This is a genomic window from Natronococcus roseus (assembly GCF_043677095.1).
GTDB lineage: Archaea > Halobacteriota > Halobacteria > Halobacteriales > Natrialbaceae > Natronococcus > Natronococcus roseus.
On the sequence record NZ_JBHLJR010000005.1, the window covers coordinates 143,484 to 166,833 of the forward strand.

At 64.8% G+C, this 23,350-nt stretch carries 18 protein-coding genes; 10 read left to right on the forward strand and 8 right to left on the reverse strand.

The features are described from left to right. Positions 1–194 precede the first annotated feature (194 nt). The 4 genes from ACFEMD_RS14750 to ACFEMD_RS14765 all read left to right on the forward strand — a co-directional run bounded on the left by ACFEMD_RS14750 (position 195) and on the right by ACFEMD_RS14765 (position 5,409). Positions 195–2,405: a DUF2206 domain-containing protein gene (locus ACFEMD_RS14750; RefSeq protein ID WP_394741834.1), complete on the forward strand. Its 2,211-nt coding sequence runs from the start codon at positions 195–197 to the stop codon at positions 2,403–2,405. Between the two features lie 82 nt (positions 2,406–2,487). Continuing rightward, positions 2,488–2,748 carry a hypothetical protein gene (locus ACFEMD_RS14755; protein WP_394741836.1) on the forward strand — a complete coding sequence of 87 codons (261 nt, stop codon included), beginning with the start codon at positions 2,488–2,490 and terminating at the stop codon, positions 2,746–2,748. A 119-nt stretch (positions 2,749–2,867) separates the two neighbouring features. Then, complete coding sequence (locus ACFEMD_RS14760) at positions 2,868–4,358, forward strand: right-handed parallel beta-helix repeat-containing protein (protein WP_394741837.1); 1,491 nt, start codon at positions 2,868–2,870, stop codon at positions 4,356–4,358. A gap of 208 nt (positions 4,359–4,566) precedes the next feature. Then, on the forward strand, positions 4,567–5,409 hold the full coding sequence (locus ACFEMD_RS14765; protein WP_394741838.1) for a formyltransferase family protein: 843 nt from the start codon (positions 4,567–4,569) through the stop codon (positions 5,407–5,409). On the opposite strand, the gene ACFEMD_RS14770 is transcribed toward ACFEMD_RS14765, so the two are convergent. After that, a complete protein-coding gene (locus tag ACFEMD_RS14770) occupies positions 5,399–6,484 on the reverse strand; it encodes a Gfo/Idh/MocA family protein (protein ID WP_394741839.1) in 1,086 nt (361 codons plus the stop codon). The genes ACFEMD_RS14765 and ACFEMD_RS14770 overlap by 11 nt on opposite strands. Positions 6,485–6,531: 47 nt before the next feature. Beyond that, positions 6,532–8,415 carry an asparagine synthase-related protein gene (locus tag ACFEMD_RS14775; protein ID WP_394741840.1) on the reverse strand — a complete coding sequence of 628 codons (1,884 nt, stop codon included), beginning with the start codon at positions 8,413–8,415 and terminating at the stop codon, positions 6,532–6,534. A 53-nt stretch (positions 8,416–8,468) separates the two neighbouring features. Between ACFEMD_RS14775 and ACFEMD_RS14780 the strand changes: the two genes are divergently transcribed. Together ACFEMD_RS14780 and ACFEMD_RS14785 are read left to right on the forward strand one after the other, a co-directional pair. Then, positions 8,469–9,779 carry a CapA family protein gene (locus ACFEMD_RS14780; RefSeq protein ID WP_394741841.1) on the forward strand — a complete coding sequence of 437 codons (1,311 nt, stop codon included), beginning with the start codon at positions 8,469–8,471 and terminating at the stop codon, positions 9,777–9,779. Between the two features lie 32 nt (positions 9,780–9,811). Further along, on the forward strand, positions 9,812–11,275 hold the full coding sequence (locus ACFEMD_RS14785) for an oligosaccharide flippase family protein (RefSeq protein ID WP_394741843.1): 1,464 nt from the start codon (positions 9,812–9,814) through the stop codon (positions 11,273–11,275). A 101-nt stretch (positions 11,276–11,376) separates the two neighbouring features. Here ACFEMD_RS14785 and ACFEMD_RS14790 read toward each other — a convergent pair whose 3' ends face one another. Next, positions 11,377–12,339: a polysaccharide deacetylase family protein gene (locus ACFEMD_RS14790; RefSeq protein ID WP_394741844.1), complete on the reverse strand. Its 963-nt coding sequence runs from the start codon at positions 12,337–12,339 to the stop codon at positions 11,377–11,379. Between the two features lie 230 nt (positions 12,340–12,569). Between ACFEMD_RS14790 and ACFEMD_RS14795 the strand changes: the two genes are divergently transcribed. The 4 genes from ACFEMD_RS14795 (at position 12,570) to glmS (ending at position 17,050) form a co-directional block, all read left to right on the forward strand. Further along, the gene (locus ACFEMD_RS14795) at positions 12,570–13,268 is read left to right on the forward strand and encodes a class I SAM-dependent methyltransferase (protein WP_394741846.1); all 699 of its coding nucleotides are present in this window, start codon (positions 12,570–12,572) and stop codon (positions 13,266–13,268) included. 131 nt (positions 13,269–13,399) lie between these two features. Further along, complete coding sequence (locus tag ACFEMD_RS14800) at positions 13,400–13,783, forward strand: hypothetical protein (protein ID WP_394741847.1); 384 nt, start codon at positions 13,400–13,402, stop codon at positions 13,781–13,783. Positions 13,784–14,072: 289 nt separating this feature from the next. Continuing rightward, the gene (locus ACFEMD_RS14805; RefSeq protein WP_394741849.1) at positions 14,073–15,254 is read left to right on the forward strand and encodes a sugar phosphate nucleotidyltransferase; all 1,182 of its coding nucleotides are present in this window, start codon (positions 14,073–14,075) and stop codon (positions 15,252–15,254) included. Continuing rightward, on the forward strand, positions 15,254–17,050 hold the full coding sequence (glmS, locus tag ACFEMD_RS14810) for a glutamine--fructose-6-phosphate transaminase (isomerizing) (protein WP_394741850.1): 1,797 nt from the start codon (positions 15,254–15,256) through the stop codon (positions 17,048–17,050). The genes ACFEMD_RS14805 and glmS overlap by 1 nt, the downstream gene beginning before the upstream one ends. Positions 17,051–17,142: 92 nt before the next feature. Here glmS and ACFEMD_RS14815 read toward each other — a convergent pair whose 3' ends face one another. The 5 genes from ACFEMD_RS14815 to ACFEMD_RS14835 all read right to left on the reverse strand — a co-directional run bounded on the left by ACFEMD_RS14815 (position 17,143) and on the right by ACFEMD_RS14835 (position 23,306). Beyond that, positions 17,143–19,176, reverse strand: a complete 2,034-nt coding sequence (locus tag ACFEMD_RS14815; protein WP_394741851.1) for a PQQ-binding-like beta-propeller repeat protein — start codon at positions 19,174–19,176, stop codon at positions 17,143–17,145. Between the two features lie 253 nt (positions 19,177–19,429). Further along, positions 19,430–20,167 (reverse strand): tRNA-dihydrouridine synthase, encoded by a 738-nt coding sequence (locus tag ACFEMD_RS14820; protein ID WP_394741852.1) that lies wholly within the window; start codon positions 20,165–20,167, stop codon positions 19,430–19,432. A gap of 1 nt (position 20,168) precedes the next feature. After that, positions 20,169–21,161: a 2-phospho-L-lactate transferase gene (gene cofD, locus ACFEMD_RS14825; protein ID WP_394741853.1), complete on the reverse strand. Its 993-nt coding sequence runs from the start codon at positions 21,159–21,161 to the stop codon at positions 20,169–20,171. A 709-nt stretch (positions 21,162–21,870) separates the two neighbouring features. Continuing rightward, positions 21,871–22,671, reverse strand: coding sequence for an aldo/keto reductase (locus tag ACFEMD_RS14830; RefSeq protein WP_394741854.1), 801 nt, complete (start codon positions 22,669–22,671; stop codon positions 21,871–21,873). A 101-nt stretch (positions 22,672–22,772) separates the two neighbouring features. Continuing rightward, a complete protein-coding gene (locus ACFEMD_RS14835; RefSeq protein WP_394741856.1) occupies positions 22,773–23,306 on the reverse strand; it encodes a DsrE family protein in 534 nt (177 codons plus the stop codon). Between the last annotated feature and the right edge of the window lie 44 nt (positions 23,307–23,350).

Consider the following 23,350-nt stretch of genomic DNA (forward strand, 5'->3'; position numbering starts at 1 on the left):
AATCCGGGTGGGACGAACTTCCGTCGGGCCGTGTCGATCGTTCACGTCGGTAAATCGGTAGTTGGGTAGGAGTCGTTCGAACGGATCGTTCACGGGCGCCTGTAGTACAGGCTGTAGTGAGATCAGATTCATCACGGGAGGGATCGATAGGACCTGAAAGTGAGACCCGATCCGCTTCGGCGTCTAGTTTTCAAATGACAGATGGAACCGAAACCGACGACTCGGGGACACTTCATCCGCGGGCGGCACGCGTCGTCGCCGATCTGGGATCCGACGGAGCGACCGTGCTCCCGGGACACTCCGCCACTGCCGCGGTCGTCGTGCTGGTGAGCGTCTACTGGGCGAGCGTTCTCGGGACGGCGGTCGACGACCGCGTCCTCGTCGTCCAGTCGATCGTCGGCGTAGTGTTGCTCACGATCGTACCCGGAATCTTCGTCTACGGGCTGTTCGACCGAACGGACGGGTTCGGCGAGTTCGTGTTGTACGCGGTCGGACTCGGTCTCGTCTTCGTCTCCGTCTTGATCGTGGGACTCGAGTGGACGGTGGGTCGCTTCGTTCAGCCGCTGTCCCAGCCCGTCTTTCCCGTCGCGTTGACCCTCGCGATCCTCGGACTGGCCGCAGTATCGACGTACGGCCACCGATCGATCTGTCTCCCGCCACTCTCGATCACTCGAGGGGACGTCTCGACCGTCGTCCTGTTCGGCGCGCTGCCGGGGCTTGCCGTCGCGGCCGCTCACGCGTGGGCCGTCTACCGACAGAATTTGCTTATGTACGTCCTCGCGGTCGCGATCGGCGTCGCCGTTCTCTCGTACCGAGTTATTCCGAGCCGACGGTACCCGATCGCTATCGGCTCCATCGCCCTCTCGACGCTGCTTCACCGGAACTTGGCCACCCCGTCGCTGGTCGGCGCCGACGTGCAGCTCCACTACTATCTCGCAACCCACTACCAGGAAATCGGCCACTGGACCGTCGATTTTGCGGGAGAAAACGCGTCCGTCCCACTCGTCACCGTGGCACCGACCGTTTTCTCGACGGTCATGGGTGTCGATCTCACGTTCGTGTTTACCGTCGTCTACTCGTGTTTGGTCGCGTTGCTCCCCGTCGCAGTGTACTACCTCGTTCGCGATCCGTTCGGAACGGCTCCCGCGTACTTCGGGAGTCTCTTTTTCCTGTTCTATCACGGTACGTTCTACTTCACTCCCGGCAAGGAGCACGTCTCGGAACTTTTCGTCGCGCTCTTGCTTCTCGCGCTCGTGAGCGACCGCTCGGGTCCGCGGGCAACGACGTTCGCGCTCCTGTTCGGCTTCGGGATGATCATCTCCCACTACGCGACGTCGTTTCTGTTTATCATCGGACTGGCCGGCTGTGCGGTGCTGATCCGTCTCTCGCCCAGTATCGACCGGCGTCGGACCGAGCGGACGATCACCCTTCCGTTCGTCGGCGTCCTGTTCGCGCTCGCGATCGGATGGTACTGGACGATCTCTCCGCCGCTGATAGCGATGCTGGCGGCGCTCCCGGAGTCGATTCTCGAACAGGTTTCGCACCTCGTCGCGCTTGAGTTCGAGTACCTCTCCGGCGGCTCCGGCGCCGGAATGGTCCGACAACAACAGACCGAGCTCGAGCGGCTAATGACGTACCTCTACGCCGGTGTAATCGCTCTCGCCGGTATCGGGCTGCTGAGTCGGACCCGGGCGGAACTGTGGCGCGGCGCGTCCTCGGCCGCGGCGAGTTCGCTGGTCTGTCTCGCGATCCCGCTGTACTTCTTCCTCGGCGTCTCGGCCGTCGCGATCCACGATCTCGATGCCGACCGCGTCTTCCAGATTACGATGCTCGTTCTCGGGCCGTTCGTCGTTCTCGGCTACGGGACGCTCTACTCCGCTCTCCGGGGCGTCCGACGATCCGTCGAATGGGGACCGATCGTGGCGCTGCTGTTGGTGATTTTTTCCATCAACGTCGGCGCCGTTCCCCAGCTCGTCGGCCAACCTACCGATTTCACGTTCGACGATGAGGTTTCCGACTTCGCATACACCGACGAGGAGATCGAGGCCCTCGAGTGGCTCGAACAGCGCGAGTCGCTCGAGCCAGCCGCCGAAACCGGAGGGGATTCGGTCGACGTCTACACCGACAGGCGAACGAATCAGCTGTTCAGGGCCGTCGTTCCGCCCGACTATGGAGAGACGAAGACCCACCTCTTTGCCGATACGCCGGACCACACTCCGCCGTTCGAAGACGGCTACGTAGTTATCAGGGAACGGGCGGTCAACGACGATCCCACGATCGGCGAGCTGACCGAGCGAGAACAATCCGCGATCGCCGACCTCGAGTCGACGGAGCTGGTCTACGACAACGGGGAGATGCAGATCTACGAGCACCGAACGGACGCGAACGCAGGATCGGAACCGTGACCGGGGAATCAACGGCCGCTGCCGACGGTCGAATCGACGCCTCCACCCAGGTCAACGTGTCACCGCACGGGACGGGAGGGCTATGACTCTTCGAAAGCGGACCGAGGGGAGCTCACGGTCCGGGCCGATCTCCCGTCGGGCGATCCTGTGTACCGTCGCGTTGGGCGGAGCGGTGATCGGCGCCGGTTCCGTCGCGTTACTGGGTCCGGGACCGGTCCGGTTCAGCTACGGCGGCGAGGCGATTGCGGTCGAGATGCGAGCCGACGACTCAGGGTCGCTCGAGGACGACGTACAGAGCTACGGGGAGTACGGCTACGGCGGCACGCGGTCCGACGGTCAATAGTCCGAACGTCGGCCGGAAACGGCCCGTTGACGCCACGAAGTGTCGCGTACATTGATCTGGGCGCTCCCCGTAGGCCGGCCACCCATTACCCACTGCGGCGGTACGGAGGACGAAATTCAATGACAGACAATCACGACTACCACACCCCCGAGAGGGGAACGCGAGACTGGGATACGCTACTGAACGAGAATTTTCGAACGATCGACGCCGACGTCGAAATTCGCGACACCGAGACGAATCTCGAGACGTACGAGCCGGAGCCCGGAACGAAGTTCTTCGCCACGGACACGGAGAACGTCTTTCTCGGCGACGGCTCGGAGTGGCGACCCGCCGTCACGTCGGGGCCGGAGCCGCAGTTTTCCTCGCTCGAGAGCGAGTCGGTGAACACAGTCCGAACGCCGGCACCGGAAGACGGCGTCGCGGGGATCAACGACGCGATCGACGAACCCGGGGTGACGGTGCAGCTTCGCCGAGGCGTCTACGAGGCGGACGAGTCGCTGGAGGTTCCCTACGACAACGTGACGGTTCGAGGGAGCGGCCACCGATCGCCCGAAGCGCTGACCGGCGACGTCGGGGCGGCGGGAACGACGATCAGGCGGGAAACCGACGACGCCGTCGTCTCGCTTCCGGAGTCGGGCATCAAGAGCCTCGCCGTCCTCGACCTACACGTCGACGGGAACGGAACGGACGGCGCAGCGGTGTTCGACCTCGGGACGTACGCGCCGTACGCCCGGTTCGAGAACGTTTCCTGCCGAGACGTCGGCGGGGACGTGCTCGTCGGCGAGACGATCCACAACTTCAGGCTGTTCCATCTCACGGCACGGAACGTCGGCGGCTACCTCGTTCGGATCGACCGCTCCGGCGAGGTCAATCCGGCCTGGGGGACGATGCTAAACTGCCGCGTTACCGGGACCGGCGACGAGCGCGGCAGTGGGATTCTCGACGCCGACGCGCTCCACCTCTCGACGCTCATCAACTGCACTGCAGACGAAACCGACGACGCCGCGTTTCGCGTCCGGGACGGATTCAACAATCTGGTTCTCAACTGTGGTGTCGAGAACGCGCGCGGTCACGGCTTCGTGCTCGGCGACCGGTCGGAGGGGCAGGGATACGAGGGAGGAGTTGTCGCCGCCTGCTGGTTCCGCGGCGTCGACGGTTCCGGCGACGGGATCAGCGTCGATAACGCCGCAAGCGTCCGGTTCGAGGGAAACACGATCGAGGAGTTCGACGGAGACGACGTACGGATCGTCAGCGGCGAGAACCTCGACTGGGGACGGAACACATTCGAGACGATCTCGAGCGACGAGGAGCGGCCGTTCGTCGAGGGGCAGACGATCGAACACGACAACGAGGGCGAGATCGTTCACGTCGACTTCGAAGGAAACCGGCGGCTCGTCCGAACGGAGGGGTCCCAGCAGTTCCTCGACGCCGCCGAGAACCCGACCCTCTCGACCGGGGAGGGGTACGTCGATCTCGAGGGGAGCGACCTCAGGACCCTCGCCAAGTACGAGGACGACACGGCGGCGCCCGACGACACGCTGTACTTCGACGAGACCGACGAGCGGGTTGAGTACAAGGATCCGGACGGTACCGTCCACGAACTCGGTTAACGGCGAAACGTCCGATTGGCCGTTCGAAACGCGGGTAATCCGATACAACGGGGCAATCGGGCAGCAGGGATTTAATTGCGCCACCGTGGTTGGGCGTGGTGCTCATGAACGGCCACCTACGGCGTCCCGAAACCGAACAGATCGCGGAAGCGACCCGAAACGGTGAGATCGAGCTTCGACGGTCAGACACCGTCCAGACGGCGCGATCATGACCACCGGAACTGACGACCCGCTTCGCGTCTGTATCCTGTTCGACGGCGAGTCGACGACCGAGTGGGCCGCCCGGGCGATCGAACGGATGGTCGCGGAGACGAACGCGGAGGTCGTCCTCGCCGTCGTCGACGATCGACCTGACGGATCGCCGATCGATCTCCTCCGTCGCGTTCGCGAAAAGCCCCACTGGGCGCGCATCATCGGCGGACGGGCGATTCTCGACGCGATCGCGGGGGTTCCGGCGTACCGACGCGAGCGACCGATACGCGAGATCGACGGGCTGGAGAACGCCCCTCGGATCTACTGCGTTCCGGAGCCCGTCGGGGAGTTCGGCGTCGCGCTACCCGACGACGTCGTCGAACGGATCGGTGAACGCGCCGACCTGGTCTTCCGACGAGGGTTCGGGATCGTCAAAGGTGACGTCCTCACCGCGACGACGCACGGCGTGGTGAGCTACCACCACGACGATCCCCGCGAGTACCGGGGCGGCCCCCCGGGATTCTGGGAGTTCATGCACGGCCGGGAGACCGCCGGACTGATGTTACAGCAGCTCACCGAGGAGCTCGACGGCGGTCGGATCGTCGTCTACGACGAGATCGACGTGAGCGACGCGACCACCTGGCGGGAGGTACACCGCCGGCTCTGTACCCGTTCGATCGGCTTCCTGGCGACCGGCGTCGAGCGGTTGCAGGACGACTCGTTCGAACCGGAGCCGATAGAACCGCTCGGACCGGTTTACACCGCTCCCGACTGGCGGGAGTACGTCCGCTACCAGCGCAAGAACGCCGTCGGTCGCGCGACCTCGATCGCCAGCCGGCTGCGAGAGGCTACGCGTTGACCGAGGGTCCGGTCCGCGACCCGACGGCCTCGAGCACTCTGATCGTATCTCTGGCGTCCTCCAGGGGCACCGGCGGCTGGACGCCAGCCTCGAGTGACTCGAGGTAGGCGTCGACCTGGTGGTAGTGACCCGTGTTCGCCCAGCCTCTGACCTCACCCTTCCGGCGAAGTCGGAGGAGGTTGCCGTACGTCAGGACGTTTCGTGCGAGGTTTCCAAGCAGCTGTGCGGCCAGATCCAGGTTGCCGAGCAGCACCGTTGCGGGCGTGGGATCGAACGGGTGATCTCGATTGACGAAGACGCCGTATCGCCGGAAGTCGACGACCAGCTCCCCGTCGGTGCCGTGGATCTCGAGTGCGTGTTTCGGTACGGCGTTCGTACTTACTTTCGTCGTGATGAGCCGAGTTCCCGGCGAATCGGTCATTTCGATGGCGACGCCGTCGAAATCGATCGAGTCGTCGTACCCGGCGAAGTTCTGTTTCGAGACGCAGGCGATGTCGCCGAGACCGTCGACGAACGTCAGCGGTAGATACACCTGGTGGACGAGTCCCTCGCCGATCTCGGCGCCAGGAAGATCGAACACCCAGTCGCCGCGGGTCGGCTCGTAGAGATCCAGCGGCTCGGAGTACAGCATGGTCACCGAAACCACGTCCCCGATCTCTCCGCGTCGAACCTTCCGCCGCGCCCGCTGAATCTCCGGCGAGAACTTGCGGTCGTGAACGACCGACACCGGCGTCTCGTTTCGCTTCGCGGCGTCGATCATCTCTTCGACGGCCTCCGTACTCGGTGCCGCCGGCTTCTCGATGAGCGTCGCGATTCCTTCCTCGAGCGTCCTGGTCGCGATCGGGGCGTGGGTGTGGACCGGCGTACAGACGTGAACCGAGTCGAGCGTCTCGTCCTCGAGCAGACGCTCGAGATCCGCGTACCTCGTCGCCGGCGAGTCGATCTCGACCGCCCGCAATCGGTCGACGTCCGTATCACAGAGTGCGACGAGTTCCGCGGACGGATGGAGGTCGAGCAGATCCGCGTGAATCTCACCGGCGATTCCACAGCCGACGACAGCCGATCGAACGGGCATAGCGCACGGACCACGAAGGTGTGCATAAACCCGAGGGGGAGTAGCGATCAGTTACCCGTCGGATCCATAGGAAGCGGCTCGACACTCGGTCGTGCGAGGCGCCGTCTCAACGCCGGCGCCTCAAGGATCGTTACCAGCGGATACAGCGCCGGCATCCTGTCGGCACCGGCGAGGTGCTCGCGGTAGCACTCGACGATCCCGTCGTAATCGAGGAACGGACAGTTCCGAATCGTCGACTCGTGTCGCCGGATGGTCTCGATGACGAAGTCGCTCTCCCGAATCGCCACGGCTCGATTCGTCCACGGCCCGGGATGGGGTTCGGACGCGAACAGTTCGTCTCGCAGGCCGGTGACGTACGTCAGGAGATACTCCATCACCCACGGGTGCTGGAGCCCGATCCCCGTTTCGGGATGCGGAACGGCCGCGAGATCCGGGGCGAGCCGCGTGAGCCCATCGTTGACGAGATTCCGGCGGAAGAGGACCGACGTCGGGAGCCGAAGCGCGAACTCGACGAGCCGGTTGTCGAGGAAGGGATCCCGCGTCGGGAGCGTCCGGTAGAGGGTCTCGTACATCAGGAACGCTCCGTCGCTCGAGAGAGGGTAGTTCTGGTACTCCACCAGCTTCGTTAAGGACGGATACTCAACACCGTGAGAGGTGACAGTGTTCCCTTTCAGCTTGAGATTGTTCGCGATACAGGCTTCGGGCGTCGTCTCTACCGTTACGAACTCCGGGATCCCCGTCCCTCTGTCGATCGCCACGAGCCGATCGGCGAGTTCGCGAACGGTATGGACGTCGGTCTCGTACGGCAGCTCTACCTCCCAGCCGAGAGCGGGGAGCTCGATCGTGCGCTGAGGTGTGAAGAACCCGTTCAGGAGCGTGTCAGCGTAGAGCCCGGTCAAAAGGATATCCTGCTCGTCGCGGAGTCGCTCCGAGAACCCAGCGGTGTGCGCCTGATCGAACCAGCTGGCGAAGTTCGACCGCGGTGCGCTCCGCTCGAGGAGCGCCGCCTGATAGTCGGTTCCACGCCGGAGGAACTCGAACTCGACGCCCGCGGTGTCGGCGACTCGACGCGCGGCCGTCGCCTCGGCGTTTGGATACTCGTTCATGTGATAACAGACGACGTCGGTCGCGTCCTTGAGGGCGGCCAGCAGCAGGCGTGAGTCACTTCCGCCGCTCAACAGGAGTCCGTACCGTTCGTCGTCATCGATTCGCTCCCCCATTACTCGTTCGAAGAGAGTAATGAACTCGTCGACCACTTGCGAATACGGTCGCTCGCGGGGCCTGTACTCCGGCCGCCAGTAGGTATCCGTTGTGTACGTATCGCCGGAAACGTCGTACGTAAGCACCGAGCCGGGATGAACACTCTCGATTCCTTCGAACGGCGTTTTCACGCCCAACACTCGCTCGAACGCGAAGAACTCACAGAGCGCCTCGAGATCCAGAGCCGTTCCGACGGCCGGGTGGTCGGCGACCGACTGCACGAGCGTCGAGACGACGAGCCCCCCGTCCTCGGTTCGCGCATAAAACAGCGGTCTCGAGCTGAGTCGGTCGACGAACAGCGAAACCGTCCGATCGCGGCGGTCGTAGACGATGCCGGCGAACTCGCTGTTCAACCCGTGAACGAACCCGAGACCGTACCGATCGTACAACTCGGCACAGTACTCGGCGTCCGATCGGTTCGGTGCCGCCCTGGTTCGGGGGACGTACCCGTCCGGTCCGTCGAATCCGTACAGTTCTCCCCACACCCAGAGCAGAACGTCCCCTCCGGCCGCGCGTGCGGGCTGGTCGTGTTCGGCGTGGAGGGCGACGTGGACGGACGCGTCGTCGCCATCGTACCGGGTCACGTCTTCACTTTCGTACTGCAAGAGTGCGTCGGCGAGGGGTTCGATGCTGGACCGGCCGCTACCGAAACTGCCACAAATCCCTACCATTGGCCCTCCTACCACGCCAAAGGGTAAATGGTTGGTCGTGGGTGGGGAACCCTATGGATATCCGATCAGCTCTCCCGTCGATCACCGGATCCGCGACCGACTCCTGGTCGCTTTTTTTCGCCGGCGATTGCCAGCTCGCCTCGGACTGGTGGACGAATCGGCCGATCGATCGCTCGTTCCGAGAACGGATCGAATCGAACAGTCTCGCCGTTGCGAACCTGGAGGCACCGATTCCCGTCGGGGACCCGATCCCGAAGTACGGGCCGGCGCTTTCGATCGACGACCACACGCCACGGATGCTCAGCGAGTGCGGATTCGATGCGGTCTCGCTCGCCAACAACCACGCGATGGACTACGGCGTCGACGGCGTACGACGGACGATCGACGTCTGCAACGAGGCGGGTCTCCGGACGGTCGGATGGGGACGAACGGAGGCCGACGCGATCGAGCCGCTTGAGCTATCGGTCGGCGACGTCACGATCGCGCTCTTTTCGCTGTGCGAACGGGAGTTCGGGGTTGCGACCCGCGGCGAACCGGGTACGGGGTGGATCCGCGCCCCGGGAATTCGTGGTCGCATTGAGCGTGCCTCGAAAGCGTTCGACGTCGTCGTGTTATCCGTTCACGGGGGTATCGAGTACGTTCCGCTCCCGCCGCCGTCGTGGCGTCGACACCTTCGATCGTTGGTCGACGCCGGAGCCGATGTGGTCGTCGGTCACCACCCTCACACTCCCCAGGGGTGGGAGCACCACGACGGCTCACCGATCGTTTACAGTCTGGGAAACTGGTTGATGTGCACCGACGGACAACCCGACTGGACGCTCGCGCTCGAACTCGAGGGCGTCGGCGACGAACTTACTACCGTCCGAATCGCTCCCGCGGAGCACCGCGATGGGAAGGTGACCGAGCTACGGTCGGAGCGATCGTCCGTGGACTGTCGCGCATACCTGACCGACAGTACCGAGATACTGAACGCGGCCGATGGCTACGAGAGGTACTGGCAGGTGATCGCGAACCGCGTCTTTCTCGAGCGCTATGACCGGCACCTCGAGGATTACGGCACCGGTCGAACCGGATCCCTCGGGACCCATCCACGACTCGCACTCGATCGGGCAATTCGAGGCGTCGTCGGTGACGCGGTGCGCCGAGAACGGGAATTAACCCTTCAGAACTACTTTCAGAACGAGTCACACCGTGACGTGATTACTACGGCGCTCGCGCTCCATACCGGAACGAGTCGGGATCGTCGAACACGGGCGGTCCGGCGAACGGTCGACGAACTGTCCGATCTGATGGAACCGTCCCACCAGGTCCAGATCGGGGAGCGCGTCGAGTCTCTGAGAACGATCCATCACCGACTCCGATGACGCGATCGTTCACGTCTGCGTTCGCGTCCGTTATGTCCGCGAAGCTACTGTTGGTGATCTTCGGAGCGATCACGGCCCCGGCGTTGACGCGTCTCCTCGGCGCATCGAGCTACGGGGTGTATGCGACGGTTATTGCGGTGTTCAGCATCACCGAGATACTCATCACGTCGGGCGTAAACAGCGGAGCGAAGAAGTATCTGAGCGAGTCCCGGGAGTTCCCGGGGTGGAAGTCGCAGGTGTTCGCCTACTACTTCCGCCTCGGTCTCTTCCTTTCGGTTATCGGCGCGTCGATTTTCATGCTCGTCGCGGCCAGCGGTCTCATCGACGGCGTACTGGGACCGGAGTACAGGACGTACTTCTATCTCATCGGCGCCTACCTGATCGCGTTGCAGGCCCGCGAGTACGTCCTCCGATCGCTGATGGGACTGCAACTCGAGCGGCTCTCCGAACCGATCCGCGTCTGCTACGAAGGACTGTTCGCGGCGCTGGCGATCGGGCTCGCGTGGTTCGGCTACGGGGTTACCGGTGTGGTGTCGGCCCACGTGATCGCCAGCCTCGTGGGGTTCGCCATCGGCCTGTACTACGTCGAAAAACGTCTCGAGCTCGGCGCAGTAGTTCGATCGGCCGCACAGGACTTCCCGCGGCGGGAACTGCTTACGTTCAACAACGAATCGATCGTCTTCATCTTCCTGCTCACGTCGCTCTACCACATCGACGTCCTCATGGCTACGGTGTTCGTTCCGGAGTCACAGATCGGCTTCTACAAAGCGGCGCTTGTACTGGTCGGATTTCTGTGGCTCGTCCCGCAGTCGGTCCAGGACGTGCTCATCCAGTCGGTCTCCGATCACTGGCGGCGGAACGATCTCGACGAGATCAACCGTATCGCCTCGCGAACGACGCGGTACATCCTCCTGTTCAGCACGCTGTTGGGAATCGGTCTGGCCGCACTCGCCGATCCGTTCGTGCCGCTGTACTTCGGAGCGGAGTTCGAGCCGACGATACTCCCGCTTCTCATACTGATCCCCGGGACGATCGGGTTCGCGGCCGCACGGCCGATGCTGGTTATCACGCAGGCGAAAGGAGAGGTGCGCCCGCTCATCATCGCGACCGGAATCGTTGCGGTTGGAAACGTTGCGTTGAACGCTCTGTTGATCCCGAGATTTGGTATCCTCGGGGCCGCGGTCGCGACGACGATCGGCTACAGCATGTTGCCGGTCGCACAGACCGCGATCGCTCGAGAGATGGGGTACGACCCGTTTCGGGACGTCGGTTTCCTCCGGTTCGCGCTCGTCTGTGTGCTCGGAAGCCTCGCGATCGGCGGACTGGCGGCGATCGTTCCCGGACTGTTCGCACTCGTCGTCGTTCCGCCCCTCGGCGCCGTGCTGTTCGTCGGGATATGTGTGCTGACCGGTGCGATTCGGCGAAGCGAGATCGAGCGGGGACTCGCACTGCTTAGATCGAACCGATCCCTTCCGGCCCCGAGCAAAGACGACTGACGGTCCGGAGCCGAACTGTGCGGCCGACAGCGAGTCGAACGATTGCGGCGATCGAAGGCGAGCCATCGGCGACGACGACCGCGTCGTGATTCCGGTGCAGTTCATCCACTGGTTCGGTTCCGCCTCTCCCGACTCGTGGACCTGCCATCGTAGTCGTCCAGCCGCTGCTCGAGGGTGTCGAACTCGAACAACGCCAGCAGCGAGTCGAGTTTTCCCGCCAGCGTGTCGATACCGTGAAAGCTGACAAGTCGTTTGTGTCCCGGCGGCTCGATCGTCTCGACGGCAGGGTTGAACTCCCACGGATGAAAGTACAGCGTCGCGGGAATCCCGCGTCGGTTGAGGTTCCGGATCCCGCGTCGTAGCAGCCACGTCGGTTGTAGACGGGCGTAAAAGCCACCCGCGGTCGGGATTCGTAACGTCGGATGAAACGTCGCCAGGGGAAACTCGAGTAGATCGGTTCCTGTTGCCGTTACCGAGAACGGGTCGTCGACGGCGACGCGGTACGGTCGGACCGGCGCACTCGAGACGCCGTACATCGGCGTCCGAACCGGAAAGACGCTCGAATCGTATTGAAGGTCCGACTCCGAGAGAACGTCGAACGCCCATCGAGTCTTCGGCGTTATCGAGAAATTCGGGGCGCGAAAGCCGATCGGACGGGTTCCGGTCGCCTCGCCGATCGCGTCGGCGCTGTCAGCCAGTTCGGCTTCGAACTCGCCGGGCGTGAGCTCGAACAGCGGCGTGTGGGTGTGACCGTGGGTCGCGATCTCGTGCCCGTCCTCGGCGAGGGCTCGGACGAGTTCGGGATACTCGGCTGCGACTTGGCCGACGACGAAGAACGTCGCCCGGACGTCGCGGGCATCGAGGAGTTCGCAAACGAGACGGACCGACTCCTCGAGCCGGCCGGTCGGTGCACGGACCTCGTCGCGAAGTAGGGTGGCAGTGTACCAGTGTTCGAGATCAAACGAGAGGACGTTGGTGACCGACGACTCGGTCGCCGAGGCCGCGTCGACGTCCGATGTTGCCGGCCGACGGCGGTCGGAAAGCAGGCTCTCGAGTACGCTCATGAGTACCGACCCCGGGACCGGAAGACGCTTTGTTAACCCCTCTGTAGCCGTCCGACATCGCGAATTACGTTGCTCACGCGAGAACGAATCAGCGACGGCAACTCGACGATTCCTCTGTCCCGATGGAGGACGTAGTGCAGTCGACGAGCTGTATCCCGTATATCGATCGGATTACGGTGTGGATCGGTGTGACACAGTTAAGAACGTGTTTCGGATACGCTTCTCAGGAGATGATCTTCAGAGAAGACAGATCTGCGCACGCAACCCGAACGAACCGCGGGTCGAGACTGCATGCGGTTTACTCCGAGTATAGCTTCGATCGACTCCTGGACGTCGGGTGTGGAGACGGGTCGCTCACGGTCCGAATCGGGAACGCGTGCGGAGCGACCGATATTTGCGGAGTCGATGTTTCCCAATCGAATATCAGAGCGGCCCGAAACCACGGCGTGAACGGCGTGGTACTCGACATCGACCGCGAGAAAATACCGTTCGAGAGCGGAACCTTCGACAGCGTCCACTCCGGCGAGGTGTTCGATTACATCGAGAACGATACCCACTATTTCCGGGAGATTCACCGCGTGTTGAAAGCGGACGGAACGTTCGTCGTCTCGCTCCCGAACCTGGCGTCGCTTCACAACCGTCTCGCGTTGCTGGCCGGGCGAATGCCGTACTCGCTCCGCCCGGAGTTCGACTGCTGTTACTCCGAACGCGGCTCGGGATCGGAGATGACAGCGGAGCGAACGAACGTCATGACCCTCGGTCCGTTTCGAGAGACCCTCGAACGACACGGTTTCAGGGTAGACCGAGTCGTCGGCTGTGGCGTAGACACCACGCTGTCCCTTCCTGGAGATCTGTTCGATCACATCTGTACACGGTTCCCGACACTAAGCTATCGGAACATTCTCGTTTGCGAAAAGGCGTCGAGCTAGCGCCTCGGTCGCATCCGTTCTTGTGACGGTTTGAAAGAGCTACTCGCAGCTTCACTCTATATAAACGCTTCTCAGAATGTTTAATTCTGGTGGATAGCTTATATTTATCAGTACCTCTATTTGAAATAGACATGGTTCTCGAGCGAGGCCCGCAAGGAAAGCTCCACGCCCCGGCTCACCGTGATGGCTGTTACCACGGACGGGTAGCCGACTGCTGCGTGCTCTGCGTAGGACGGGTCGCCCTCGCCGCAACGACCTCGCCGCTACGGTATCGGCTTCGCGCGGCCCAGCGCGATGACGACCACGAACTTCTGGGCGAGCGCGTCGTGGTCCCGTACGTCGACCGGACATCTCAGTCGGACGAACTCGATTACAGAGAAGGGACGATCAGTGACGTCCACGCTCTCTCGGGAAACGACCCGGATCTGCTGACAGTGCAGGTGGATGACGACGAGTATATCCACGTCGATCTGTCGACGGGGCTGAAACCGACAGTCGATCAGCGATCGGACTGAGTCTTCGGGATCGACGGTCGTCTGAACGAACCGACGACGAGAACCGATCGTTGGACAGGAGGAGATTACTAGCCGGACTGTAGATCCGGAGAGTAGACGAACCGCTGAGAGCGCGAGCGTCCCGTCACGACGGCAAGGAGGGTGTCTCTCGCCCCCGCGATCTGTCGTTCCGAAAGAAACTATTTCCTCGGTTATATCGATACAGGGTAGAGTTCATTCAGTATATTGTCCGTTGGAGTGACGAGACGGTCGATGATAGCCAAGAGTCCCGTTCTCCAGGGAATGGGATATGTCCGAACGCTCCGCGATCGTCCTGGCCGCCGGAGAGGGAACCCGTCTCCGTCCGCTGACACGGAACCGCCCCAAGCCGATGCTCCCGGCGGCGACGAAACCGATCCTCGAGCACGTCTTCAATCAGCTCATCGACGCTGGAATCTCGGAACTCGTCGTCGTCGTCGGCTACCGACGCGATCGCGTTCAGTCGTACTTCGGCTCGACGTACCGGAACGTGCCGATCAGCTACGTTCTCCAGGAGAAGCAGCTCGGAACCGGCCACGCGGTGCTCGAAGCCGAATCCCGCGTCGAGAAACCCTGTCTGGTGATCAACGGGGATCAGATCGTCACCAGTCTCATCGTCGGCGACGTTCTGGCCGCACACGATTCGGACGCCGTCGCGACGGTCGCGCTGTTGCGGCGAGCGACCGTCCAACCGTACGGCGGTGCTCTCGTCGACGACGGACGCGTGACCCGTCTCACCGAGAATCCGCAAAGTGACGACGAATACCTGCTCAACGCCGGCGTATACGTCCTCGAGTCGGCTGCGTTCGACGCCGTGCGAGCGACGGAGCCGCGGGACGGCGAGCGCCACCTCGTCGACGGCCTCTCGGCGCTCGTCGACGACGGCGAAGCCGTTCGCGGGGCCGTCTCCGAGGGGCTGTGGGTCGACGCGACCTACCCATGGGATCTCCTCGACGTCTCCGCCGAACTGTTCGAGACGGGGTTCGTCAACGGCGATCCGGAGATCAGCGGCCGCGAGGCGACGATCCACGACGACGCAGTCGTCCGCGGTCCCGTCGTGATCGATCGGGACTGCGCGATCGGACCCGGGGCCGTCGTCGGACCGTACGTCTGCCTCGGGGAGAACGTGGCCGTCGGTTCGAACGCCGTCCTCGAGCGTAGCGTCGTCGACGACGATACCACGATCGGCGCCAACGCGACCGTCATCGAGTGCGTCACCGGGACCGGCGTCGAGATCGGCCCGGGATCGACGATTCCGGGCGGCCCGGGGGACGTTCGCGTCGGAGACACCGTCTACGAGGACGAAGACCTCGGCGCGCTACTGGCCGACCGCGTTGTCGACCGCGGCGGCGTCGACTACGTTCCCGGGGCACTCGTCGGGCCCGAAACGGACATCCAGACCGGGACGACAGTCCGCGGAACGCTCGCCGGCGGAACGGAGGTGCGTTCCTGATGTGTGGCATCATCGGATACGCGGGTGGAGAGGCGGACAGGAGCGTCGTCGAGGTCCTCTCGAGCGGACTCTCGAAACTGGAGTACCGCGGCTACGATTCGGCGGGGATCGCGATCGCGGAGCCGTCGGTCTCGGTCTACAAACGGAAGGGCGAACTCGAGACGCTCGAGGAGACGCTCCCGGACGGAACCGTCGACGCCCTGGCGGGGATCGGCCACACCCGCTGGAGCACGCACGGACCGCCGTCCGACGAGAACGCACACCCGCACACCGACTGCGAGGGTCGCGTCGCGGTCGTCCACAACGGAATCGTCGAGAACTACCGCGAGCTTCGCGGCGAACTCGAGGAGGCCGGTCACGTCTTCGACAGCGAGACCGACACCGAGGTCATCCCTCACCTGATCGAGACGGCCCTCGAGTACGGTGCCGACGAGGATGCTGCGTTCCGGCAGGCGATCGAGCGCCTCGAGGGGAGCTACGCCGTCGCAGCGGTGTTTCACGGCCGAAAGGAGGTGTACGCGACCCGATACCAGTCGCCGCTCGTGCTCGGCGTCGACGACGGCTGTGCGCTGCTGGCCAGCGACGTTCCCGCCTTCCTCGAGTACACCGACGAGGTCGTCTACCTCGAGGACGGACAGTTCGCGACGATCAGACCCAGCGGGATCGAGGTCCGGGACGAGCGGGGCGCGCTCGTGAACGTCTCGGTCGAAACCGTCGACTGGGATCCCGAGGATGCCGGCAAGAGCGGCTACGACCACTACATGTTGAAGGAGATCTACGAACAGCCCCGGTCGATCCGGGAGTGTCTCCGCGGACGGCTCCGACCGCTCGAGGGGTCGATCGCGATCGAGGAGCTCGACGGCCTCGCGCGGCCGACCGACGTGCAGTTCGTCGCCTGTGGCACGTCCTATCACGCCTCCCTGTACGGTGCACGGCTGTTCCGCGAGCGAGACGTTCGGGCGACGGCGTTTCTCGCGAGCGAGTACGATGTCGAGCGGCTCCCAGTCGACGACGAGACGCTGGTCGTCGGCGTCACCCAGAGCGGGGAGACGGCCGATACTCTGCGCGCGCTCCGGACCGCGAACGGGGTCGGTGCGCAAACGCTCGCCGTCACGAACGTCGTCGGCAGTTCGGCCGCGCGGGAGGCCGATCGCACGATGTACATCCGCGCGGGGCCGGAGATCGGCGTCGCCGCGACGAAGACGTTTACCTCCCAGCAGGTCGCCCTGGCGACGCTCTCGAGCGCGCTCACCGGTGAGTGCTCGCGGCGGTTCGTCGAGGCGCTTCGCGAGCTTCCCGACGAGATTCAGTCGATCCTCGACACCTCGAACGCTCGCGCCGTCGCCGAGGAGTACGTCGGTGCCGACGCCTACTTCTTCATCGGCCGGGGGTACGAGGCGCCGGTCGCCCTCGAGGGCGCGCTCAAGATGAAGGAGATCACGTACGAGCACGCAGAGGGGTTCCCCGCGGGCGAGCTCAAACACGGGCCCCTCGCGCTCGTGAGCGAGGCGACGCCGGTGGTCGCGCTCGTCAACGGCCGGAAGAACACCGACCGAATGCTCGGCAACGTCACGGAGGTCGAGGCTCGAGGGGCGCCGATCGTCGCGGTGACGGACGATCCGGACGCGGTCGCGGGCCACGCCGATCACGTCCTCTCGGTGCCCGAGACCCACTGGCGGTTCTACCCGATCCTGGCGAACGTCCAGCTGCAGCTGCTCGCCTACTGGGTCGCCAACCGACTGGGTCGATCGATCGACAGACCGCGTAACCTCGCGAAGAGCGTCACCGTCGAGTGATACGGTTTGCTGTACCGAGTTGCCGGTGGGACCGCAGACTGAATCGCGGTCCCACCGGAACTGACGTACAGCAGACAGTACGAGAACTCGAGTTACTCGAGGTCGTCCTCGTCGACGCTCGCGCGTCGGCGCAGCCACTCGAGGCCGAGGGCGCCACCGGCGATCCCGGCCCCGGTGGTAAAGCCGGGCATCTCCTCGATGTCGTCGTCCTCGTCGGCGGAGTCACCGTCGTCCGGCTCGTCGACTTCGTCGCCGTCCCGGCTACTCGCGGAGCTGTTCTCCTCGGTTTCTCGAGTCCCGTTGTCCGAGCCGTCGGCCGTCACCTCGTCATCACCTGTGGTCGTGTCGTCCGTCGCTCCGGCATCGGTTTCGTCGTCGTCCGTCACTCCGTCGTCGTCGGTTCCGTCGGAGTCGGAAGTGGCGTTCCCGTCGGTGTCACCGTCCGTCTCCTCACCGGTGTAGCCGTCGTCGGTTTCGGAGCTATCGGCACCGTCGGTCGTCTCCTCGAGGTCGTCGCTCTCCGAATCAGCAGCCCCATCGTCGCCGTCCGAACCGTCGCTTCCGTCCTCGTCGGAGCCGTCCTGGCCACCAGTGTCGTCGCTCTCGGACTCGTCGGCGGAATCGTTTCCGTCGTCGCTGGCGGGCTCCTCGTTCCCGCTATCGTCACTCGAGTCGTCTCCGCTTTCCTCGTTCCCGCCGTCGTCGCTGGCGGGCTCCTCGTTCTCGTCGTCGCTCGAGTCGTCCGAGTCGTTCCCCTCGTCTTCGTTCTCGTCATCCCTTTCCTCCGCCTCGGCTTCGTCGTCCGTCTCCTCGTCTTCGGCCTCCTCGTCGCCGTCGCTTTCCTGCGTCCCCTCGTCTTCCTCTGTCTCGTCTCCTTCGTCCTCGCCATCGGATCCGGAGCGGACGGCTACCAGCCGTTCGTCGCCTGCGTCTCCGCTCGCGGCGACGTAGACGGTGTCCTCGCTGGCGGCGTACCAGTCCGAGAGATCGCCGATATCGAGGTCGTCGTGGGTGAACGTCCACTGCTCGGTGCCGTCCTCGAGGTCGAACCCGTACAGCGCGTTCACGTGGTCGTCGCCCGGATAGTAGGGGACGATGAGCGTCTCGCCGACGATCACCGGAAGCCGCCAGGCGTCCGTTCCGCCGCCCTCGCTCCAGTTCTCGGTCGCCTCGTGGTCGGCGCTCGAGAATCCGTGTCGGTCCGCCGTTACACGCGTCTCGTCGGTCATCGCGGGCGGGAACCTGAACGTGAGCCGCTCGACTTCCGCGCCGGTGTCGGCGTCGAGTATCGGAAAGGTGTCGTCGTCGGCGATCGAGCCGGTGTAGACCCTGTCGGCGGTCGCCACCACGTATCCGTGGGGATCCCATCGCCACTGCTCCCAGTAGGTCCACCGGATCTCGCCGGTTTCCGCGTCGAAGGCGGCGAAGCCGGCGGTGCCGTCGACGCCGATTCCGTCGCCGACGGCCGCGTACACCGACCCGTTCGCGACCGCGAGGGGGACGGCTGCGACGGAGACGGTCGCGTCGTCGACCTCGGACGTCCCGGACTCGGCCTCTCGCTCGAGGACGACCGACTCGCGGCGCCACTCGACGTCGCCGTCGGCCGCGTCGACCGCGAGCAGTTCCCCGTCGGCGACGAGGTAGACGGTCCCGTCGGCGACCGTCGGGGACGTCGACTCCCCGCCCTCGAGAGCGGTCGTCCACCGCACCTCGCCACTGGCGGCGTCCAGGGCCGTGAGCCCCTCGCCGCCGACGTAGACGGTGTCGCCGGCAACGGCCGGGGTTCCGGCGGCGCCGAGCCCCTCCGCGGTCCAGGCTACCGATCCATCACTGTCCTCGAGCGCGTGGACGTCCGTCCCGGTTCGGAGGTAGACCGCTCCGTCGACGGCCGCGAGGTCGCCCGCCCGGTCGTACGTCCAGGCGATCGTCCCGGGTTCGGGGAACGCACCGTCCGCTGGCACGAACGCGGTGTTTCCCGCGTTTCCGCGGTAGGACGACCACCCGTCCGCTTCGGAACTCGTCGTTCCCTCGAACTCCGTCTCGGCCGTTCCGGTGGAGGCCAGCACGCCTCCAGCCGCGAGCGCTACACCGGTCGACAGCACCGATCGACGACGCCAGTTTGCCATACACACCCTCCCGTCGAGACGACTATTGCTATCAGGTTACTACTGGAGAACTTATTCTATACACAACAGTTGTGTACAATTGTATTATGGATAAATACCTCAATACATGGTCGAATAGCGCGGATCGAACTATCCGGGTCGGTGGAGACTCTTCGGTCCCAAATCGCCATAGTAACCACCGAATAATCGATCGAAAAAAGGTGCGAATCGCGACCGGCGATTTCGGAGCGCTATCACCGACACCGATGCTCGATCAATCGTCGAAGCGTCGATCGACCGCTCCGCGGACGCGCTCGAGGACGGCGGGGTCGTCGCTGGGACGGCCGACGCTGACCGCGTCGGCGCCGTAGGCCGCGTACTCCCGAACCGTCTCGTCGTCGCGGACGCCGTTGTTCGCGATTACGTACAGGTCGGTCGCCGCGACGACCGCTGCGATCACCGACTCCGTGTCCATCGCGTCGACGTGGACGAACGACGCGCCCGCGTCCTCGAGTTCGGTTGCGAGCGCGGGCAGGTCGACCCCCGGAACCTCCGCGCGGACCTTGACCCCGACGGGCGCTCCCGTCTCGGTCGCGCGGGCGACGTACTCGCGGAGCCGTTCGCTGTCCCGCAACAGCGTCTCGCCGCAGCCGACGCCACAGAGCTCGTCCTGGCGACAGTGAGCGTTGATCTCGAGGACGGCCCCCCGATCCCGACAGACTCGCGCCGCGTCGACGACCGGTCCCGGAGTCGCGCTGCGAACGTTGAATCCTGGACGGATCGGGACGTCCTCGAGGGCAGCCAACTCGTGGTCGACGAACGCGAGTGGGTCTTCGGGGAGAAATTCGGTTCGGTCGCGGTCGCGGACCATCTCGCGGGCCGCGGCCCTCGACTCCGCATCGAGGGCGATCCCGCCGAGGAACGCGGCGCCCGCGTAGTCGGCGCCGGCACGGGCCCAGTCGGCGTCGGCCTCCCCGCTGAGACTCGCCAGCGCGAGCGGTGGCTCGAACATCTCAGCGCACCCGCTCGAGGGCGTCCTCGACCGCGCCGATCACGCGCTCGGCGTCGCTCGAGTCGTCGATTCGGATGTCGGTCCGGACCGTCGGTGCCTCGAGGCTCGTCCCGTCGTCCTCGTCGAGTACGAACGCGTCGGCGAAGGGGTAGGCCTCGGCCAGCCCCGCGGTGCCGGGCTCGTAGCCGACCGCGTCCATCAGCTCCGCGGCGGGCCCCGAGAACGCCTCGTCCCCGAGGAACGGCGAGACGGCGACGACGGTCGTCTCCGCGAGCGCGTCGGCGATCCCCGGCACGGCGAGCATCGGCCCGACGCTGGTGACGGGATTGGAGGGGCCGAGAACGACGGGCTCGGACAGGGCCTCGAGCACGCCGGGAGCGGGGGCGGCGCTCTCGGCACCCCGGAACTCGACGTCCTCGACAATCGGCGCGCCGCGCTCGGCGACCCAGTACTCCTGGAAGTGCATCGGGCCGTCGGGGGTGTGGACGATGCTCGCGACGGGATCGTCGCTCATCGGCAGCAGGTCGAACTCGAGGTCAAAGGCGTCGGCGAGCGTTTCGGTCGCCTCGCTCAGCGAGTGCCCCTGATCGAGAAGGCTCGTCCGCGTGATGTGGACGGCTCGGTCCCGGTCGCCGATCGTCATGAACTCGGCGACCCCCGAGAAGCGCCGCCAGTTCGCGAGCTCGCGGCCTGCGGTCTGTCGGTCGTCGGCGAGGTACTGCGGCCCCGTCGGCAGTCCCGCGGCGTCGGCGAGCGCCATCAGTTCGGCGTTCGTCTCGTGGCTGTCGTCCTCGATCCCCCACCACGTCTCGCGATCGAGGACGTCACCGCCCTGGAAGAGGACGGTGTCGACGTCCGGCGAGACGAACAGTCCGCCGAGCTCGATGTCGTCCCCGGTGTTGGCGACGACGGTCGTCTCCGCCGGCGAGAACGCGGCCTCGAGGCCGTCGAGCAGCTTCGGCGTTCCGGTCCCCCCGGAGAGAAACGTGACCATACGCGGGAGTCTCGAGCGAGGGCGCCTAATGTGTTGCGACCCCGCGTGGCCAGGGGAATGAGGGTTCCGTCGAACAGCTCACAGATTCGCCGGCGAGAACGGTACGTACGGGTGGACTACGTGTCACTCCGGTCCGACCACTCTTTCTGCGGAGGCGCGTGCTGTCGACCGTCTGAACGTCAGTGAGGACGGTCGACGATGTTGCGTGAGGTCTTCGCGAGCTATGCGAGCGAACGGCTTGGAAGACGCGCTGCGTCTTCCAGTGGATGAGCGAGCGACAGCGGAGCGAGCGTAGCGCGGAACCGTAGGTTCCGCGGACCGTGCGAATAGTGCGAGACCTCCGGTCTCGCATACCATGCGAACGGGTCTGTGACCCGTGAGCAGACGGGCTGATAGCCCGTGAGCAGAAATCGGCTGGGGAGGGCGTGCGATCCCTTGTGTTCGTGCGAGCAGGACTGCTACTCGTCGTCACTACCGCGAAAGCCCCTGGCGTTCTCGACCGTTCTGACTCGCTGTGCGCGCTCCGTGCAGTCGCGTGCTTGCGTCGTCGGAACGGTCGAGACCGCCAGCCCCTTTCAGTCCCACCCCGCGGTGGTTGATCGGTACTGCAGGCACAACGCCGGACGATCCATACGCACTGCAGACGTATCGTCGACGGTTCCTTTCGCACGCGTACTGACCGACTGAGTTCTCGAAATCGACAGCGTCGCTACCGGTTCCAGGCCGCCTCGTCGGGGTCGACCAGTCGCTCGCCGCGATCGAGGTCGGCGATGCGCTCGAGCTGGTCGTCGGTCAGCTCGAGGTCGAGGGCGTCGTAGTTCTCGCGGATGTGGTCGCCGGTCCCCTTCGGGATCGGGACGACCCCCTCCCGCCCGTAGTGCCAGGCCAGTGCGACCTGAACCGGGCTCACGTCGTGGGCATTTGCGATCTCCTGCAGTTCGTCGGTCTCGTTGACCTCGGCTTTCGCGATGGGGCAGTACGCCACCGTCGTCACGTCCCGATCGCGCGCGAACGAAACGAGGTCATCCTGCTGGAGCCGCGGGTGGAGTTCGACCTGGTTGGCGAGGACCGGGGCCTCGAGGATCTCCAGTGCCTCCTCGAGGAGGTCGATCGTAAAGTTGCTGACGCCGACGTGGTCGGTCCAGCCGCGGTCGCGGACCTCGTCGAACGCCGGCAGCGTCTCCTGGGGATCGTACGCGCTCGTCGGCCAGTGGACGTACAGCAGGTCGACCGACTCGACGCCCAAGCGCTCGAGGCTCTCCTCGGTCGTCTCGATCACGTCCTCGCGTGCGAGGTTCTCGGGGTGGACCTTCGTCGCGAGGAAGACGTCCTCGCGGTCGACGTCGCTCTCCTCGAGCGCCCGCCCGACTGCGGCCTCGTTGTCGTACATCTGTGCCGTGTCGATGTGGCGGTAGCCGGCCTCGAGTGCAGTCAGAACGGCCTCGGTACAGGACTCGCCCTCGTGGCCCGAGGTTCCGAGTCCGGGCTGTGGAATCTCCGTCGGTGGCATGAACGGCGCTACGTCGACCCGCCACTCGGGGGTGGGGAAAGCGGCAAGGCGTGACTATCCGACGGCGACGTCGCGCTCGAGCTATGGAGCCGAACCGCGACTCAGGGAACCTTGATATAGCCGTACCCCTCCGCCTGGAGTTTCGCGATCTCGCCGACAGAGGCGGGAACGATCGTCGCCTCCTCGAGCAGTTCCGACTCGTCGATCCCGAACCCCTCGAGGGAGTTCGCACAGCCCGTGAACGCGACGCCGTCCTCAGCAAGGGTTCGGATCCGATCGGCGTGGTCGGTCTCGTCGGCGACGTAGATCGAGATCGCCGGCCCGTTGACGACGAACTCGACCGCGTCGGTGTCGGTCGTCTCGTCGGCCAGCAGGTTCTCCAGGTTTGTCAGCGCCCGGTCGTGGTCCCCCTCGTCGCCGCTGGTCAGGTGAAGGATGGTTCGGATGGAGGGTTCCTCGTCGTCCGCGGCGGGTTCTTCCTCCGATTCGTCCGGGGTCGACTCCCCGTCGCTCTCCGTCTCGGTCGACTCGGCGTCTGCCTCGTCGTCTCCGTTCGCGCGCCCGACCGCGTAGCCGCCGGCCGTTCCGACCGCGACCACCGATCCGGTTCCCGCGAGGTAGCGTCGTCGGTTCATACGCGAGAATACACTCGAAGTGATAAAAACGTTGCAGGTGAGAG